General features: G+C 64.9%; 13 protein-coding genes. 5 read left to right on the forward strand and 8 right to left on the reverse strand.

The features are described from left to right. The first annotated feature begins 596 nt into the window (after positions 1-596). Both phaP and phbB read left to right on the forward strand, forming a co-directional pair. Entirely contained in the window at positions 597-1,124 is a 528-nt protein-coding gene (gene phaP, locus ACYP5B_RS29515; RefSeq protein ID WP_400100819.1) for a TIGR01841 family phasin, read from the forward strand. Between the two features lie 163 nt (positions 1,125-1,287). Then, positions 1,288-2,031, forward strand: coding sequence for an acetoacetyl-CoA reductase (gene phbB, locus ACYP5B_RS29520; RefSeq protein ID WP_318233734.1), 744 nt, complete (start codon positions 1,288-1,290; stop codon positions 2,029-2,031). A 519-nt stretch (positions 2,032-2,550) separates the two neighbouring features. Here phbB and ACYP5B_RS29525 read toward each other — a convergent pair. Genes ACYP5B_RS29525 through ACYP5B_RS29535 form a run of 3 tightly spaced genes read right to left on the reverse strand, consistent with a single transcriptional unit; the run spans position 2,551 to position 5,061 of the window. Continuing rightward, the gene (locus ACYP5B_RS29525) at positions 2,551-2,964 is read right to left on the reverse strand and encodes a hypothetical protein (RefSeq protein ID WP_459572018.1); all 414 of its coding nucleotides are present in this window, start codon (positions 2,962-2,964) and stop codon (positions 2,551-2,553) included. A 24-nt stretch (positions 2,965-2,988) separates the two neighbouring features. Beyond that, a complete protein-coding gene (locus ACYP5B_RS29530) occupies positions 2,989-3,975 on the reverse strand; it encodes a Bug family tripartite tricarboxylate transporter substrate binding protein (protein ID WP_267602511.1) in 987 nt (328 codons plus the stop codon). Between the two features lie 60 nt (positions 3,976-4,035). Then, positions 4,036-5,061, reverse strand: a complete 1,026-nt coding sequence (locus tag ACYP5B_RS29535; RefSeq protein WP_459572019.1) for an NAD(P)H-dependent flavin oxidoreductase — start codon at positions 5,059-5,061, stop codon at positions 4,036-4,038. 177 nt (positions 5,062-5,238) lie between these two features. Here ACYP5B_RS29535 and ACYP5B_RS29540 point away from each other — a divergent pair, with 177 nt between their 5' ends. Both ACYP5B_RS29540 and ACYP5B_RS29545 read left to right on the forward strand, forming a co-directional pair. Continuing rightward, positions 5,239-6,039 (forward strand): IclR family transcriptional regulator, encoded by an 801-nt coding sequence (locus tag ACYP5B_RS29540; RefSeq protein WP_459572020.1) that lies wholly within the window; start codon positions 5,239-5,241, stop codon positions 6,037-6,039. 159 nt (positions 6,040-6,198) lie between these two features. Then, positions 6,199-7,341 carry an iron-containing alcohol dehydrogenase gene (locus ACYP5B_RS29545; RefSeq protein WP_459572021.1) on the forward strand — a complete coding sequence of 381 codons (1,143 nt, stop codon included), beginning with the start codon at positions 6,199-6,201 and terminating at the stop codon, positions 7,339-7,341. Between the two features lie 76 nt (positions 7,342-7,417). Here the strand turns inward: ACYP5B_RS29545 and ACYP5B_RS29550 are convergent, their stop codons facing one another. The 3 genes from ACYP5B_RS29550 to ACYP5B_RS29560 form a co-directional block, all read right to left on the reverse strand. Next, positions 7,418-10,828 (reverse strand): ATP-binding protein, encoded by a 3,411-nt coding sequence (locus tag ACYP5B_RS29550; RefSeq protein ID WP_400103052.1) that lies wholly within the window; start codon positions 10,826-10,828, stop codon positions 7,418-7,420. 166 nt (positions 10,829-10,994) lie between these two features. Then, on the reverse strand, positions 10,995-11,414 hold the full coding sequence (locus ACYP5B_RS29555; RefSeq protein ID WP_400104005.1) for an organic hydroperoxide resistance protein: 420 nt from the start codon (positions 11,412-11,414) through the stop codon (positions 10,995-10,997). Positions 11,415-11,513: 99 nt separating this feature from the next. Then, positions 11,514-11,927 carry a hypothetical protein gene (locus ACYP5B_RS29560; protein ID WP_459572022.1) on the reverse strand — a complete coding sequence of 138 codons (414 nt, stop codon included), beginning with the start codon at positions 11,925-11,927 and terminating at the stop codon, positions 11,514-11,516. Between the two features lie 535 nt (positions 11,928-12,462). Here ACYP5B_RS29560 and ACYP5B_RS29565 point away from each other — a divergent pair. After that, positions 12,463-14,250 carry a cytochrome c biogenesis protein DipZ gene (locus ACYP5B_RS29565; RefSeq protein ID WP_459572120.1) on the forward strand — a complete coding sequence of 596 codons (1,788 nt, stop codon included), beginning with the start codon at positions 12,463-12,465 and terminating at the stop codon, positions 14,248-14,250. Between the two features lie 89 nt (positions 14,251-14,339). Here ACYP5B_RS29565 and ACYP5B_RS29570 read toward each other — a convergent pair whose 3' ends face one another. Both ACYP5B_RS29570 and ACYP5B_RS29575 read right to left on the reverse strand, forming a co-directional pair. Next, positions 14,340-14,471, reverse strand: coding sequence for a hypothetical protein (locus tag ACYP5B_RS29570; protein ID WP_400094655.1), 132 nt, complete (start codon positions 14,469-14,471; stop codon positions 14,340-14,342). A 32-nt stretch (positions 14,472-14,503) separates the two neighbouring features. Continuing rightward, positions 14,504-18,133: a hydantoinase B/oxoprolinase family protein gene (locus ACYP5B_RS29575; RefSeq protein ID WP_459572023.1), complete on the reverse strand. Its 3,630-nt coding sequence runs from the start codon at positions 18,131-18,133 to the stop codon at positions 14,504-14,506. Between the last annotated feature and the right edge of the window lie 101 nt (positions 18,134-18,234).

The following is an 18,234-nucleotide window of genomic DNA, read 5'->3' on the forward strand; positions in this document are numbered from 1 at the left end:
CACTCGAGGTGTTCGCTCGTATGCTCAAACAAGTTTCTCATCCCCCAACTTCAATTCACTGACGGGGTGTTGCACTTGGGACTTGAAACCGCCCTGAAAAAATAAATTAACTCTGATTTTAAAAAAATAAATAGCCGGTTTAATTTATTTTGGCATAAAGTGACTGATAAGTTCTGTGGTTGCACGCGAGATTAGGAGATGACGCTGCTGATGACTACAAGCCAGCTCAACTTGGTTGGGGGCAACGCTGACCATACCACCATGGCGATCGTGTGAACGAGACGCTGGTGGAGCGTCTACTCGTAGCCTCCAAAGGCTAACGCCAGGCTCTCGCCGACCACAGCTAACCATGCAGGGCCATGCCTTGCTTAAAGACTTTGGCTGTGTCCTCCGCAGTGCAGATCTGGCACGTCGTGCCGCAGGATAAGGGCGTAGCGCGCCGGTCGGACACCCCCACGGGCGCGAGCGCGCGTTCAGACTCTGGCGCCTCGGGACGTTCCTCGACGCCCGGTTACGCCGCGTTTTTCAGATCACCCGGCTCCACCGATGTGCTGTCATGGGATAGCACGGGGCGTGGGTCGCAATAGGGAGTTGCAATGAATCAGCTGTCCCCCGAGCAAATCCTGGAGGCACAGAAGGCAAGTGTTGATGCCTTGGCTGGGCTGACGAGCAAAGCTTTCGAAGGCTTCGAGAAACTGCTCGCACTGAATCTCCAGACCATGAAAGCGGCGCTGTCCGAGACTAATGAGACCGCGCGCAAAGCCCTGTCGGTCAAGAACCCACAGGAATGGGTGGCGTTGCAGATCCAGTTGCTCAAGCCGGCGACAGACAAGGCGCTCGCGTATCGCCTGCAATTTTTTGAAATTGCCTCGGCAACGCGGGCCGAGTTCGACAAGGCAGCTGAAGCGCACTATGACGCAAACAAGCGCGGGGTGCAGCGTCTCCTTGACAGCGCGGCGGGTTCCGGGCCAGCGGTCGCCGCCTGGCAATCGGTAATCGATGCAACCCACACGCTATACGAGACCCTGCAGTCGACGGCAAAGCAGGCGGCACAAGTTGCGGAAAGCAATTTCAGTACTGCCGCTGGAGCGGCCTCCAGGTCTGTGAAGCTACGGGCTGCTTGAGCAAGCCGGCAATAATCCGCCATGGCGGCCACGGCCGCCGCGGGCCCTTAGGATCACGGTGCCGCAGCAAGCCAGAGCGCCCTGCGGCAGGCCAGGGGTCGGCCACCCGCCTCCGGCCGAGTCATCGACCGCGTTATCACGCAATTTATGGAGGATTCAAATCATGACGACGAGAGTTGCCCTGGTAACGGGGGGTATGGGAGGGCTGGGAGAGGCCATCAGCACTAAGCTGCAGGAAACAGATTGCGAGGTGATTGTCACTCACACCCCGAGCAACACAGGTGTGGCCAGCTGGCTGGCGCGGATGCGGGAAGGCGGACACCGATTCCATGCCTATCCTGTCGACGTGGCCGATTACGATTCATGCCAGCAGTGTGTCGCAAGGATTCGGGCGGAACTTGGCCCTGTCGACATTCTGATCAACAACGCCGGAATCACCCGGGATATGAGCTTCAGAAAGATGGCGAAGGTCGACTGGGACGCGGTCATGCGGACCAATCTCGATTCGGTGTTTAATATGACCAAGCCGGTGTGCGAGGAGATGGTTAAGCGCGGCTGGGGGCGCATCGTCAATGTTTCGTCCATCATTGGCTCAAAAGGCGGCTTTGGTCAAACCAACTATGCCGCGGCCAAGGCGGGCATGCATGGCTTCACAAAGTCGCTGGCGCTCGAGGTGGCCAGGAGCGGCGTGACAGTCAACACCGTGTCTCCGGGCTTCATTGCAACCAAGATGGTGACGGCGGTGCCGCAGGAGATCCTGGAGACCAAGATCATTCCGCAAATCCCGGTTGGCCGCCTGGGAGAACCAGAGGAAGTGGCGGCCCTGATCGTGTACCTATGCTCGCGCGAAGCGGCCTTCCTGACCGGAGCCAATATTGCGATCAACGGTGGTCAGCATCTGCAGTGACAGCGGCAGACGGCAAACTGATGCACGCGGTGCGAGGTAATGCGTTCAGGATCTGCCATGCCGATGCCGGAATTCGACCGGGACGTACGCGGTTTCGGCCTTCGATGAATCTACATCCAAGTGCGGATCCGGAGGACCGCGCCGGCGAGCCCGAGCACAGGCAATGCCGCGGCGGGAGTGGCGGCGAAAGCTACTATCAGCCAGGCGCTTGCCCATCTTGGACGCGACATGGCGGCCGCGACTGTCCAACGGTCGCTGCCGATCGGGCAAGGACGGGGCGTCGCGACTCGATCTGGCATGCCGCACAAGAAACAGGGTTTTCATGACAGATCACGACGCCGTTCGCGCTCTCCAATATTTGGATGGCCAGGCGTGCGTTGAGAGCGACCGCGGCTCTTGAGGGGTCAGACGCGCGATCGTCCGGGCAAGTTTTGCCCGGACACCGCGCCCAGTCATGGCGTCCCGACGCGATTGCTACCTCAGAATGTGCAACCCGCTTCGTGGAGATTCAAAGGTCGCTCAGGGCCCGAAGCTGGAGCGCGCCTGAATGCCCCAGCCGCTGTCCTCCAGGGTCATGACGTACATCGAGTCATAGACGCCAATCACGCTGTGGTCCTTGCGCAAGCGCGTGTAGCTCAGCAGGACGTGTGCCTTGCGCGCGTTGAACTGCACGACCTCGCGCGATTCCCAGCGGCTGTATGACCAGCCGTCCGCCTGCTCGAGCCGCTGGAACAGGTCCATCGGGTTGTTGCCGGGCGCCTCGTAGACGACGGTGCCGCCGTTGGCCAGCCGGGTGTGGGGAAAGTGCATGCAATGGTCCATGGCCGCCGCGTCGTGGTCGTTCAGCGCCTGCATGAAGGCATCGAGGACGGCATTGCAGGCGCGCTGGATTTCTTCGCGCGTGGACGTATTTCCGGTGAGTTGGTTGGGCATGGCCTGGGTATCCCGGTTGAGGTGTTAATCCGCAGTGATGTTGGCCTGCTTGATGACGGCGCTCCATTTCCTGTCTTCCGCCGCCAAGAAGCTCGCATAGTCCGCAGGCGAGCTGGATACCAGCTCCAGGCCCTGGTCGGCGAACTGCTTGCGGATGGCCGGCGTCCTGGCAAAGTCAGCGATCTCCATGTTCAGCCGGGCAACGACATCCGTGGGGGTCTTGCCGGGCACGAAGATGCCGTACCACGAGACCATGCTGAAATTGGCAACGCCGGCCTCGGCAAAGGTCGGCACATCGGGAATCAGCGGGTTGCGCGCGGTGGAGGTGATGGCCAGCGCGCGCAGCTTGCCGGCCTTGAGATAGGACAGGGACGTGATCAGGCTGTCGAACATGAAGGCGGTCTGCCCGCCCAGCAGGTCGTTCATCGCCGGCGACGAACCCTTGTAGGGAATGTGCGTGAACTGGGCGCCGGTGCGCTCACTGAGCATGGCCCCGGCGAGGTGCGGCGAGGATCCATTGCCGTACGAACCGAAGGTGATGGTCTGGGGCGCCTTCTTGGCCGCGTTGAGCAGGTCGGCGAGCGTCTTGTAGGGGCTCGAGGCGTTCACCACGAGCACATTGGGGCCTTGCGCGATGAGCGAGACCGGCTTGATGTCGGCGGCATTGTAGGGCAGTTTCTTGAGAAGGTGAGGATTCACCACGGCCTGGCCGATCGCCGCCAGCAACACCGTGTAGCCATCGGGCACCGACTTCGCCACCGCGTCCGTGCCGATCACGCCGCTGCCGCCGGCGCGGTTGTCCACGATCATGGTCTGGCCCATGGCCTGCTGCGCATGATGGGCCAGGTTCCGGGCCAGCACGTCGGTGATGCCGCCGGGCGGGAACGGCACAACCAGCCTGATCGGCTTTTCCGGGTAGGCCGCCCCGGCCGGCGCGGGGCCGAGCGCCAGGCTGGCGCCGGCCAGCGCGGCGGCGATGCAAAGGATCCTCCTTGCGATCGGAACGTTCATGGCTTTTGTCTCCTTGCCTCTTGGGCGTTATGGAATGGGTAGTCAGGTGGCAGCGCCATCTCAGCCGACGGGCACGGCGCCCGCCGTGGCACGCACGGCGGGCGTCCGGAGCCGGCCGAGCCCGTCCAGTGCCGCGCACATCTCGGACTCGATGCGGGCAATGATGTCGTGGAGGGGTTCGATGCGATCCGCGAACGTCACGGCTTGCCCCAGGGAGAGTGCACCCACGCTCGCGTCCCCGGTCTCGTAGGCCTTACGGCCGAGCAGTCCCGCCACATGGGGGCGCAGCATCTCGAAATCCCCGGCGTGGGTGCGTTCGAGTTCCAGCACCTTGTCGGTCGAGGTGTTGTGCAATGCGCGCACGGTGTTGCGCACGCTTTGCATGATGAGCGCGGTATCCGTCTCGCGCAGGCGCAGCAGCGTTTCCTTGTAGTCTCGGTGGGCCCAGATCTCCTCGGCGACCAGGAAGCGGGTGCCGATGACCACGCCGCCAACGCCGAGCGCCAGCGCCGCGATGACCTGCGCGCCCAGCCCGATGCCGCCGCCCAACAAGACCGGAATGCGGAGCTGGCGGCCGGCGAGCGCGCCCTGGACCATGCTTCCGATCAGGTCGACCCCGGGGTGCCCGCCGCATTCCGCCCCCACGACCGACACCGCATCGACGCCGACCGCCTGGGCCTTGAGCGCGTGGCGCAGCGACGGCGCCTTGTGCAATACCTTGATGCCCGCCGCGTGGAGCATCGGCAGATAGGGCTCGGGGTTGCGCCCTGAGGTTTCCACGAAGCGCACGCCCGAGCGCGCCACCTCGTCGAAGGTTTCCTCGACACGCTCGCCCGGCGCCGGCGCCGGCAGCATCGACACATTGACGCCGAAAGGGAGTCCGCCAGCCAGGTCCTGGCAGCGCGCGATCTCGTCGCGCAGCGCGGCAGTGTCGGGGAGGCTGGCGGCCGTGATGAACCCCATGGCCCCGGCACGGGCGGCTGCGGCGACGTAATTGGCATCCGCCAGCCATTGCAGGCCGCCGGCAACAATGGGAAGGCGGATACCGAACATTTCGGTGATCGGGGTGGAGAACGGCTGGGACATCGTGGACCTCTCGCGGCTACGCGTTGTAATGGAACGATAGTTTCATTTTATATTGGTAGATCCGCTGCAGCAAAGTCAAATCTTCTTTTGTATATTATTATGTGCTTTATTAGCACCTTGCAAAGTGGCCTCGTCCGATTATAATGGCACACATGTTCCATTTATAAAGCCGAGAACGTGAGCACGAAGACCGCAACAACCCCAGACACCGAAGAGACCGACAAGGAGCAGGTATCGGCGCTCGCGCGTGGATTGATGCTGCTGGACTGCTTTCCCTCCAATGAACGCTTCCTCGGCATCCAGGACCTGGTGGAGCGCACGGGATTGCCGAAGGCGACCGTTTCCCGGCTTGCCCACACGCTGCTGGCCAATGGCTATCTCGAGTACGCGCAGGCGCAGGCCAAGTTCTACCTGGGGGCGCGGGTGGTGTCGCTGGGCTTTTCGGCGCTGGGCGCCATGCGGGTCCGCCAGCTGGCGCGACCGCTGATGCGGGAGCTGGCCGACAGCTGCTCCGCTTCGGTCGGCATCGGCATGCGCGATCGCCACACCATGCTCTATGTGGAGAACGCAGCGAGCGCGGCCAACCAGAACTTCCGCCTCAATATCGGTTCGCGCGTCCCGCTGGCGACCTCGGCGATGGGCCGGGCCTACTACTGCGGGCTGTCCGAGAGCGAGCGGGAGGGGCTTTTGTCCGAGTTGTCGCAGCGCGCGCCGTCCGAGTTCGGCCAGATCCGGGACTCGCTCGAGGCCGGCCTGGAATCATTCCGGAAACTGGGCTTTTGCCTGTCCGTCGGCGAATGGCAAACGGACGTGAACGCCGTGGGCGTGCCTTACCGTTCGGCCGACGGCACGGCGGTGCTGGGTTTCAATTGCTGCGGGCCTTCCTACCAGTTGCCACCGGGCGATCTCATCGATAAGTGGGGCCCGCGCCTGCTCAATGTAGTTCGCAACGTCGAGGCGGCGGTCCTGGCGGCGTAGCCCGACACGCTTCCCTTCGCATCTCCTTTGTAGATCCGCGGCAAGGCGATGGCGCCTCGCCGGGGGCGGCCTTGCGCCATGTTGTTGCACCGCCGGACACTCCGGCCAACCTAGATGGAAAGGATCACGATGAGACAAGGTTCATTCAGCATTCCTCCGATGGAGCGCGTATTTTTCGGTCGGCCGTTTGTCGACGTCGTCCTGGAGGAGGTGGAGCGGCTCGGCGCCAAGCGGGTATTCCTGCTGGTAAGCAACACGCTCAACAACAAGACCGACGAGATCAACAAGCTGCGCGATGCGCTGGGCGCGAATTTCGCCGCCATCTACGACGACATCCCGGCCCATATCCCTCGCGATGCCGTGCTGCGAGCGGCGGCGGTGGCGCGCGCCGCTAATGCGGACCTGATCGTGACGGTGGGCGGCGGCTCAATCACGGACGCGGGCAAGAACTTGCAGCTGTGCCTCGAGCACAATATCACCGAGCTCGACCAGTTCGAGCCGTTCCGCCTCAAGACAGACCCGGTCACCGGCGTGGTCGAGGCGCCGGTTTTCCGCGGGCCCAAGGTCCGGCAGATCGCGGTACCGACGACCTTGTCGGGCGGCGAATTCCACCAGAGCGGCGGCTCCAACGATCCTGTCAAGAAACTCAAGCAGAGCATCCGCAACCCGCTCATGATCCCGCGCACGGTGGTGTTCGATCCGGTGCTGACCCGGCATACGCCGCTCGGGCTGTGGCTGTCCACCGGCATGCGCGCGGTCGACCATGCGGTCGAATCGTTCTGTTCGCCCTATGGCAGTCCTTTCGTGGACGGGACGGCGCTGCAGGCCTTGCGCACGCTGCCCGATGCGCTCAAGCGCACCAAGAAGGATCCCGGCGACATGGAGGCGCGCGCCGACGCGCAGGCCGGCATGTGGCTGTCCCAGATGGGCATGTGGTCGCTGGTGCCGATGGGTGCCAGCCACGGCATCGGCCACGTGCTCGCGGGTACCTTCCATGTACCGCACGGCCATTGCACCTGCGTGACCTTGCCGAGCGTGCTGCGCTTTAACAAGCCCGTGACCGAGGAAAAGCAGAGGCTGCTGAGCGAGGCGCTCGGCGATGCCAGCCGTGAAACCGCGGACTTGGTGGCCGAGCTGATCGACGCCCTCGAGATGCCGAACCGCCTGCACAAGGTCGGCGTGGAGCGCAAGGATTTCGAACTGGTTGCCCGCAACGCCTTGCTGGACCGCTGGACCCACAGCAATCCGCGCAAGTTCAAGGGGCCGGAAGAAATCATTGCCCTGCTCGAAGGTGCCGCGTGAGTTGAGTGCTTCGGCGGCGCGCTCAAAGCCGGCTCAGAACCCCCGCGGTGGATGCGCCCGCCGGCCAGTGTGCTCTTCAGTCTTGCTGGCCGGAGGGTCGCGCGGCATCCAGCAGGGCCTTGGCCTGCTGCCAGTCGGCGGTGTCTAGCCCTTCCGTGAAGGACGCGTGAAGCCGGGCTAGCGTCTGCCGCGCGGCTTCCGCCTTGCCCTGGTTTTCCCATAGCCGGGCGAGGCTCAGCGCCGCGCGCAGCTCAAGCGACTTCCCGCCTTGCTGCCGCGCGATCGCGATGGCCCGATGAAAACACGCTTCCGCCGCTTCGGGGTCGACGGACCCGCCCGGGCGATGGAGAAGCAATTCCCCCTGGAGCCGATGCAGTTCCGCTTCGTAGTAGCGTTCCCGCGTATTGCCGACCATGGACAGCCCGTCGGCCAGCACGTCGAGTCCGGCCTCGGTTTGTCCGGCGTCCTCGTAGATTTGGGCCAGCAGGGCCAGGAAATAGGGCCGGCCTAGCTCGGCCCCCGTGGCCTGGTAGGCGGCCAGGCCACGGCGGATCTGGAGGATGCCCTCTTCACGGCTCCCCTGCTCGGCCAACGCCCAGCCCCGCAGGATGGTGCCCCATGCGAGCCAGAAGGGAAACCCTTGTTCGGTCGAGAGCGTGATGGCGGCTTCGGCGCACTCCCTGGTCAGTTGTGCGTCGCGCCGGCACTGATGCAGCTCGGCCGCAAAGGCCAGTCCGAGTGCGAGGCTGAAAGGATGAGAAATCTTCCGGGCCAGCGCCAGTGCCTCCTGGGTGGCCTGGCTGGCTTGCGCCGGAAAACCCAGAAGCCATAAGACCCATGCCAGGAGGCTGCGGCCACGGACCCCATGATCCAGCCCGAACAGTGCGTCAGGGGCAATCCCTTCAGGTTCATAGTGGGCAAGCCCCCGCTCTAGGTGCGCCCGCGCCTTGTGGAACTCGCCCAGAAAGAGCGAAGTGCCTCCCAGCCCAATGTGCGCCTGTCCAAGCAACGCCGTGTCTTGCGCATCCTCGGCCAACCTGAGCAGCGCCTCCCCTAGCGCATACGCGGTCTCGTGCTGCGCACGCAGCGAATAGAATGCGCGCATTCCCAACTTCACCTCGAAGCGCTCAGCGGTGTTACCGCCGAGTTCGCACAAGGTCAGCGCCCGGGTATAGGTGGCCTCCACCTCCGGCGAGGCATAACCTGTCGCGGCAATCAGGGCGGGACCCAGCGTGACGCGCAATGCAAGCTCCTGGTGTGCGCGCTCCGGCGTGTCGGGCAGGCGCTCGAGCAGTTCCAAAGCCGTACTCAAGTGGCGGATGGCATCGAGATGCGCCGAACGCTCAACGGCCTGACGCCCGGCGCAATGCAGGTATTCCACCGCCTTGGGGATGTTGCCGCTGTGACTGTAGTGATGGGCCAGTTCGCTGCAGTGGTCTTTCAACTGCTGATGGAAGAGGGCCTCGATGGCCCGCCCCGTGCGTTCATGCAATGCGCCGCGCTGTTCCGAGAGCATGGAGTTGCCCGCGACCTCCTGAGTCAGCGCGTGCCTGAACGCATACTCCACCTCCGGAAAGGCGGGTTGCCCGTAGATAAACTCTCCGGCCTGCAGACCGGCCAACAACGGATACAGACGGTCTTCCGGCTGCCCGGTGACCTGCCGGATCAGGCTCAACGGGAATGCCTTGCCGATCACGGCCAGGGTCTGCAGCAGTTCCTTCTGCGCGGATGGCAGCCGATCCATGCGCGCCGCGAGCACGCCCTGTACCGTGGTCGGAATATGCAGCGCGGCCGGGGTCTTTTCGATGCGGTACCGGCCGGGCTCACCGAGCAGCGCCTTTTCCTCGGCGAGGGTCTGGACGACCTCCTCCATGAAGAAGGGGTTGCCCTCGGTCTTTTCCAGGATGAGCTGCTTGAGCGGCCCGAGACCGGGGTCATCGCCCAACAAGACGCCGAGCAGGCCTTGCGCCTCGGCAGGACCGAGCGGGGCGAGCCGCAATTCCGTGCAATTGTCTTGCCTGACCCAGGCGGACTGATACTCGGAGCGGTAGTTCACAAGCAGGAGAATCCGGGCGTCCGCCGCCCGCTCGACGAGGTAGGCGAGAAAGGCTTCTGTCTCGCTATCCAGCCATTGCAGGTCTTCGAACAGCAGCTCAATGGGCTGATTCTTGCTTTCTCGCTTCAGCAGGCGCGTGATCGCCTCGAACGTGCGCTCGCGCCGAAGGCCGGCGCCCATGTCCGCCAGCGCCGAGCCGGGCTCGCCGATACCCAGCAGATAGAGCAGGTAGGGCATGAGGTCCTCGAGGCTGCGCTCCAGCGTGAGGACCTTGCCCGTGACCTTCTCGTGGCATCGCCGCTTGTCGTCCTGGGGGGTGATCTGAAAGTAGTTCTTCAGGAGCTCGATCAGGGGCAGATAGGCAAAGGCTTTGCCATGCGAGACCGAAAAAGTCTCCAGCACCAGGGATCCGCCCTGCGAGCGCGCCTTGAACTCGTGGAACAGCCGCGACTTGCCGACGCCGGCCTCCCCCACCACCGCGACGATCTGCCCGTGCCCGGCCACGGACTGGTCCAGCGCCAGGTGCAGCGCCTCCAGTTCGGCTTCGCGGCCGACGAAGCGAGCCAGGCCGCGGTGAGCTGCCACCTGCAGGCGCGTGCGCAACGCCCCGAGACCCAGCACCTCATAGACCACGAGCGGTTTGGGGATGCCTTTGACCTGGGCGTCTCCCAGCGCCTTGAACTCGAAATACCCCTCGGCGAGCTTGTGGGTGGATTCGCTGACGAGAATGGACGTGGGCGCGGCCATTGTCTCCATCCGCGCGGCAATGTGAATCGTGTGCCCCACCGGATCATAGTCAGTGTGCAGGTCGTCCTTGCGGATCGAGCGCACGACCACCTCGCCCGTGTGGACGCCCACCCGGATCTGCAGCGAGATGCCCTGCTCCAGCCGGAGCCGGTCGCTGTGCCGGCGCATCGCCTCCTGCATGCGCAGCGCCGCGAACAATGCGCGCTGGGTATGGTCCTCATGCGCGATAGGCGCGCCGAACAGCGCGAGAATGCCATCGCCCAACGACTTGGCCACGTACCCCTCGTAGTAATGCACGGCCTCCATCATCAGCTCGATGACGGGGGTGATCAGGTGATGGGCCTCTTCCGGGTCCCGGTCGTGGATCAGGGCGGTCGAGCCCGCCATGTCGGCAAACAGGACGGTGATTGTCTTGCGTTCGCCAGAGGTCTCTCCCCGGGCTTCCAGCGCCGCCTGCTCGGCCCGGATACGCTCGGCCAGGTGCGGCGGCGTGTAATGAACGGGGGCGGCGGCGGAGGGTTGCGGCAATTCACTGACGGGCTCGCCGCAAGCACTGCAAAAGCGCGCCGTCGGACTCAGTTCGTGGCCACAGCGCGCGCACAGGCGCGGGAGCCGGTTGCCGCACTGCTCACAAAAATTGGCACCAACGGCATTCTCGAACCCACAATTTGTGCAGCGCTCCATGGGAGCCTCCCTGGACGTCCTCCAGGTAATTAAATGCCCCCTTGCCTTTCGTCGCAAGACTAGCCCGCCGCCGCGCCGTTGGGGGTGGTCGAAGCGCTGCGAGTACGGTATCGCAGCGCGATCTGCCCGAACAGCTCGGACAGGCTGGATTCGCGAAAGCGCCGGCTTAGACCAGGTTGATCACGACGTCGATATTGCCCCGTGTGGCTTTGGAGTATGGACACGTCTGGTGCGCGGCGTCCACCAGCGCCTGGGCGACTTCGCGCTCCAGACCCGGCACGCGGACATTGAGACGAGCTTGAAGCAAGTATGCGTCTCCAGTTGTGCCCAGGTCCACTTCTGCGTCAATGGCCAAGTCAGGCGGGAGAGCGACCTTCATCTTGCCAGCAGCGATCCCCATCGCGCCAATGAAGCAGGCCGACCAGCCGGCGGCGAACAGCTGTTCCGGATTGGTGCCGTTGCCCGGCGAACCAGGAGACGAAAGCTGAATGTCCAGGCGGCCATCAGCGCTGCGCGATGTACCGTTGCGCCCACCGGAGGAGGTGTGGGTTCTGCCTGTGTAAAGTACTTTTTCGATTTGGGTCATGGTGGAGACTCCTTGCTAGAAATATGAAAAGCAAATATAAAAAGCTGTCTATCAATCGCATACGATCAAACCAGGCGGTCATCACCGCTGCGGGACGCGCTATCCGACCAAGTGGGGATCTGCGGCATGGTCGCCTTCGGTATAGCCATCGCGATTGCTGATGCGGGCGAGCGTGGCCGCGGCAACTGCACTTCGGGCAGGCGACGCCCAGACGCCGATGCGATCCAGGCTTGCAACGAATCGGGCGGAGCCATCCACATTGCGGGCGCCATCCGTGTAGACGTCACGCTCGTCAATACGCGCGCCATCCGTGAACGGGTCACGCTCGCCCTTTCGTGCGCCGTCAATGAACGGGTCACGCTCTCCGATGCGCGCAGCGGCGGCGCCAGGGCCATAGCCATGAGCGGAAGCCAGGTCGGCCGCGGACACAGCCTGCACCCCGCCTGCGGCGGCCGCAAGGGCAACGATCGAGACAAAGCGCTTTGTAAAGGTTGCGACGTTGATGATTCTCATGATGAATTCCAGGGTTACGTATAGAGCCGTTGCGCCGGTGTCCGGCGCGGCCAATGTTGCAACGCCGGCGGATCCTCTGCTCTTTGCTGCCGCCGCCGCGCTACAGGATGCATTTAAGGCGACCGATGTATCTGGTCCATAGCGACTTGGCGGTAGCGCTGTGAGCACACGTATCGCACTGGGCAAGCGATACAAACGAATACAAAATCGATCGTTGCGGTTAATCGATCGTCGCGGTTGCGAGAAGGAAGAGCTATGGGAGCACGGGCAGGCAGCACCCCGAAGGGCCGCAGGATGCCGCGCTCGGGATCTTTGCAAAAGGGAGCCCGGCATGCCTGCCGGGAAGCAAGGTGTGACTGAACCGGCGCACCGCAGGCGCCCCCGCTTTGTATCGCAACGTATCGGACTGTGGCCTTGACACCGTTCCTTACCGGCCCTGCCCGTCGCCGATACATCGCGGACGTGCGGCTCGTGTCTCATCACGGGTATCGCGGGTGCATGACGTCGCCGCGGCCACCCATCCTGGAGGACGATGATGCCCACTTTCCTGATTGCCTATCTCGGGGGCATGCTGACGATACTGAGTCCATGCATTCTCCCCGTCGTGCCCTTTGTGTTCGCACGCGCGGAGCAGCCTTTCCTGCGCTACACGCTGCCGATGCTCGTCGGCCTCGTCCTGACCTTCTCGCTCGTCGCCACGCTTGGGGCGGTGGGCGGCACCTGGGCGATCGAGGCCAGCCACCACGGCCGTTACGTTGCGCTCGCGCTGCTGACGCTCTTCGGCCTGACCCTGCTGTCTGCGCAGGTGGCCAGCGCAGTTGCGCGCCCGCTCATGACACTTGCCGATCGTCTTCTCCCGCGCCTGGGCGCCGCCGGCCCCGTGCCCACCTTCGGCTACGCGCTGATGGTCGGCGTCGCCACCGGCCTGGTATGGACACCGTGCGCGGGACCCATCCTGGGACTGGTGCTCGCCGGCGCTTTCCTGCACGGCGCCCAGGCTCATACCTCGGTGCTGTTGATGGCCTATGCGGCGGGCGCGGCGACGTCGCTGGCCCTGGCGCTGGCCGTCGGGGGGCGTATCCTGGGGACCCTCAAGCGGTCCCTGCGGGCCGGCGCATGGATCCGCCGCGGCCTCGGCGCGGCAGTGCTCGGCGTCGTGGCGGCGGTCACGGCCGGGGCGGACACCGGTCTCCTTGCCATGCTTCCGGGCGCGCAAGCCACGCAGTTCGAACAGACACTGGTTAGCGCGATCCACGCAAGCCGGCCCACACCGGCAACGTCCGCGGTAACCACGGAGGCAGCCGGCGGCGGCATGATGCGCGTAGCGGCCGAGGGGCTACTCGCCCGAAACAGCGGCTTGCCCGACGAAGGCCGGCTCCCGTCGCTCGACGGCGCGATCGGGTGGCTCAACGCCCCGCCGCTGACAAGCGAGCAGTTGCGCGGCAAGGTCGTCGTGGTGGATTTCTGGACATACTCCTGCATCAACTGCATCCGCACCCTCCCCTATATCCGCGCCTGGGCGGATAAATACAAGGACCAGGGGCTGGTAGTGATCGGCGTGCATACGCCCGAGTTCGCCTTCGAGAAGCGGATCGGCAACGTGCGCCAGGCCGTCGAGCAATTCAAGATCCGCTACCCGGTTGCGGTGGACAGCGATTTCCGGATCTGGCGGGCGTTCGGCAACAGCTACTGGCCGGCGCTCTACTTCATCGATGCCAGCGGGCAGATTCGCCACCACCAGTTCGGCGAGGGCAACTATGAACAGTCCGAGGCTGTCATCCAGGCCTTGCTGAAGGAGGCCGGCACGCAAAAAGCCGCCACCGGGCCGGTCAGGATCGACACGTCCGGTGCGCAAGCGGCGCCGGACCTGGACAACCTGCGCTCGCGCGAGACCTATATCGGCTACCAACAGGCATCCAGCTTCGCTTCGCCCGAGGGCCTGCGCGCCGGCGCCGCACGCGACTACACCATCCCCGAGCCGCGCCTGAATCGCTGGGGCCTGAGCGGCAACTGGACCGTGGAGGCCGAACAAGCCACGCTCAACCGTGCCGGCGGCGGCATCGCCTACCGCTTCCGTGCACGCGACCTGCACCTCGTCCTCGGCCCCGGCGCCGACGGCAAGCCGGTGCGCTTGCGCGTCATGATCGACGGCAAGGCGCCCGGCGCCGACCACGGCACCGATATCGACGCGGATGGCAACGGCACCGTCACGCAGACCAAGCTCTACCAGCTCGTTCGCCAGTCGGGTACGGTCGGCGAGCACACCCTCGACATCCGTTTCCTGGACCCGGGCGTCCAGGCCTTCGTCTTCACTTTCGGCTAACGCGAAGGGCCCGGAAGGATGCTTCCGGGCCCTCATTCAGCCGCCTGCCGGCAAGGCAAGCGTTCCAACAACCATCCCCAGCCACCGTATCAGGCCGCCGCACATACCGCGTCCAGCACGCGCTCCAGCTGCCTCGCCACGTTGTCTGCCGATGCGTAGCCCGCCGCCACCTGATACTGCTTGTTGCCATCGCGAAGCACCAGCGTCGGAAAGCTGCTCACGAGCGGGGCAATAGCGGTTGCCGCGCTTTCGCCTATTCGCGGCCGTACCCTCCCCCTCCGGGCGTCTCGATCACGAAGACGTCGCCCGGCTGCATCTCGGCCCTGCCGATGTGCGGTAACGCATCCCGGGTGCCGTTCGCGCGCTCAATGTAGTTGTTGCCGAGTGCACCGGCGCCACCGCCCGCCACGCCGAAAGGCGCGTGCACGCGGTTGTTCGACAAGATCGAGGCGATCATTGGCGTCAGGAAGCGCACGCGTCGGATCGCGCCGTTGCCGCCCCGCCAGCGCCCGGCGCCGCCCGAGCCGTGGCGGATCACGTGGCTGTCGAGCCTGACCGGATAGCGCCACTCGAGAATCTCCGGATCCGTCAGGCGCGAGTTGGTCATATGCGTCTGGACCGTATCGGTACCATGGTAGCCGTCGCCTGCGCCGCTGCCGCCGGAGATGGTCTCGTAGTACTGGTAGCGGGCGTTGCCGAACGTGAAGTTGTTCATCGTTCCCTGGCTCGACGCCACAACCCCCAGCGCACCATAGAGCGCGTTCGTGATCGCGGACGACGTTTCCACGTTGCCCGATACCACCGCCGCCGGAAAGACAGGGTTGAGCATCGACCCCTCCGGGACGATCACGCGCAACGGCTTGAGGCAGCCGGCATTGAGCGGGATGTCGTCCTTCACCAGCGTGCGGAACACATACAGCACCGCCGCCATGCAGACCGCCTTCGGCGCGTTGAAATTGTTCGGCAACTGCGCCGACGTTCCGGTGAAGTCGATCGTCACGCCTTGCTTGTCGGGATCGACACGAATCGCCACTTCGATCACGGCGCCATTGTCGAGCGGATAGCGGTAGCTGCTGTCCTTCAAGGCACCGACGACGCGGCGCACCGCGGCTTGCGCGTTGTCCTGCACGTGGCCCATATAGGCCAGCACCACATCGCGGCCGAACGCGCCCACCATGCGACGCAGCTCGTCCACGCCCTTCTGGTTCGCCGCCACCTGGGCGCGCAGGTCAGCCATGTTCTGGTCAATGTTGCGCGCGGGATAGCGCCCCGAGGCCAGCAACGCGCGCGTGTCGGCATCGCGCAGCGTGCCGCCCGCGATCAACTGCCAGTTGTCGATCAGCACGCCCTCCTCCTCGACGTGACGCGAGTCGGGGGGCATGGAGCCCGGCGTGATGCCGCCGATGTCCGCATGGTGGCCGCGCGAGCCCACGTAGAACAGAGGCTCCGCACCGCGCTCATGGAAGACTGGTGTAATGACGGTCACGTCCGGCAGATGGGTACCGCCATGGTACGGATCGTTGAGCATGAAGACATCGCCGTCACGCATCTTGCCGCGATTGCGTTCGATTACGGTCCGAATGCTCTCGCCCATCGAGCCGAGATGTACCGGCATGTGCGGGGCATTGGCAATGAGATTGCCGTCGCGGTCAAAGATCGCGCAGGAGAAATCGAGCCGCTCCTTGATGTTCACGGAGTACGCCGTGTTCTGCAAACGCAGGCCCATCTGCTCCGCGATCGACATGAACAGGTTGTTGAAGATCTCGAGGCGCACCGGATCGACCGCCGTATCGAGCGCGCGCTGCGCGGCACGCGCAAGCACCCGCGTGAGCACCAGGTTGCCCTGCGCAGTCATCTCGCCGCGCCACTCGGGCTCGATCACCGTGGTTCCGCTCTTTTCCGCCACGATCGCGGGACCGTCGAGCGTATCCCCGGCGAGTAGCGCATCACGCTGGAACAGGCCGGTGTCGAGCCAGGCGCCGCCGGCGTACATGCGCACGGTTGCCACGCGCTGCGGCGCTCCCGATTCGCGCCGGACGAGCGGCGCGATGTCCACCGGCGCGTCCGAGCGCCCGATGGCCTCGACGGATGCCACTTCGGCAATCAGCTGCGCGCCGTCAATCAGGAAGGAGTAGCGCTGGCGATAAGCTGCCTCGAACGCCGCACGCATCGCCGCCACGGAGCCGAACGGCACTGCGATGGCCGAGTCGGTGCCGTCGTAGCGCAGATGCACGCGCCGGATCGTATCGATGCGCTCAGCCGCCACGCCCTGCGCGAGGAGGCTGCGTTGCGCGTCGGCGGACAGCGCGTCGAGCGCGGCCTCGAGTTCGGGCAATGCCGCGTCGCTCAGTATCGATTCGACCGCGCGCTCGCGCATCGCTGTCTGTTCCGCGAGGCCCATGCCGTACGCCGACAAGACACCTGCCAGCGGATGCGCCAGCACCTGCGTCATGCCCAGCGCATCGGCCACGCCGCATGCATGCTGGCCGCCCGCGCCGCCGAACGTCGTCAGTACATAGTTCGAGACATCGTGGCCGCGCTGTACCGAGATCTTCTTGATCGCATTGGCCATGCTGCCGATTGCGATCTCCAGGAAGCCCTCGGCCAGGGCTTCGGGGGTCTGGCGCTTGCCGGTCGCCGCGGCGATCTCGTCGGCCAGCGCGGTGAACTTGCGCACCACGGCGTCGCGGTCGAGCGCCTCGTTCGCCTGCGGTCCGAACATCTTCGGGAAGTATTCGGGTTGGATCTTGCCTAGCATCACGTTGCAATCCGTGACCGCAAGCGGACCGCCGCGGCGATATGCCGCCGGCCCCGGATTGGCGCCGGCCGATTCCGGCCCCACGCGCAGGCGCGTTCCATCGAACCCCAGCACGGAGCCGCCGCCCGCTGCCACCGTGTGGATGCTCATCATGGGCGCGCGCATGCGCACCCCCGCCACCTGGGTCTCGAACACGCGCTCGAACTCGCCGTGATAGTGCGAGACATCGGTGGAGGTGCCGCCCATGTCAAAGCCGATCACGCGCGGGAAGCCGGCTTGCGTCGACGCCCTCACCATGCCGACGATGCCGCCGGCGGGTCCGGACAGGATGGCATCCTTGCCCTGGAAGTTGTCGGCGCGCGTCAGGCCGCCGCTGCTCTGCATGAACTGCAGGTTGACGCCGGGCATCTCGCCGGCCACCTGCTCCACATAGCGGCGCAGGATCGGCGACAGGTACGCGTCCACGACGGTCGTGTCGCCGCGGGAGACCAGCTTCATCAACGGCGACACCTCGTGCGAGACGGACACTTGCGCAAAGCCGATCTCGCGGGCCAGCGCGGCCACGGCCTTCTCGTGCGCCTGGTGACGATAGCCGTGCATGAGCACGATGGCCAGCGCGCGTGTGCCCTTGCCGTGCACGGCCTCGAGCGCACGGCGGGCGCTCTGCAGGTCGAGTTCGCTCACCACCTCGCCGTGCGCGCCGATGCGCTCGTCGATCTCCACCACTTCGTCGTACAGAGACTCGGGCAGCACGATATCGAGATCGAACAGTCGCGGCCGGTTCTGGTAGGCAATGCGCAGCGCATCGCGGAAGCCGCGCGTGGTCACCAGCGCGGTGGGCTCGCCCTTGCGCTCCAGCAACGCGTTGGTCGCCACGGTAGTGCCCATCTTGACCATTTCCACCTGCGCCGAGGTGATCGGCTCGCCGGCGACAAGGCCCAGCAAGTGACGAATGCCTGCGACGGCAGCATCACGGTACTGCTCAGGATTCTCCGACAGCAGCTTGTGGGTCGTCAGGGTGCCGTCAGGCCGGCGCGCGACGATGTCCGTGAAGGTGCCTCCCCGGTCGATCCAGAATTGCCAGCGGGAATCCATCTGCGGTGCGGGAGTATTCAGTTGAGTCATGATGCGAAATGCCAGAATTGCCAGGTGTGGAGCGCAGCGCTAGCGTGCGCTGCGCCGACGAATCCGCCCGCGAGCCGCGCGCAAGGCACGGCTCGCCGGAC

The organism is Cupriavidus sp. 8B (assembly GCF_054589115.1).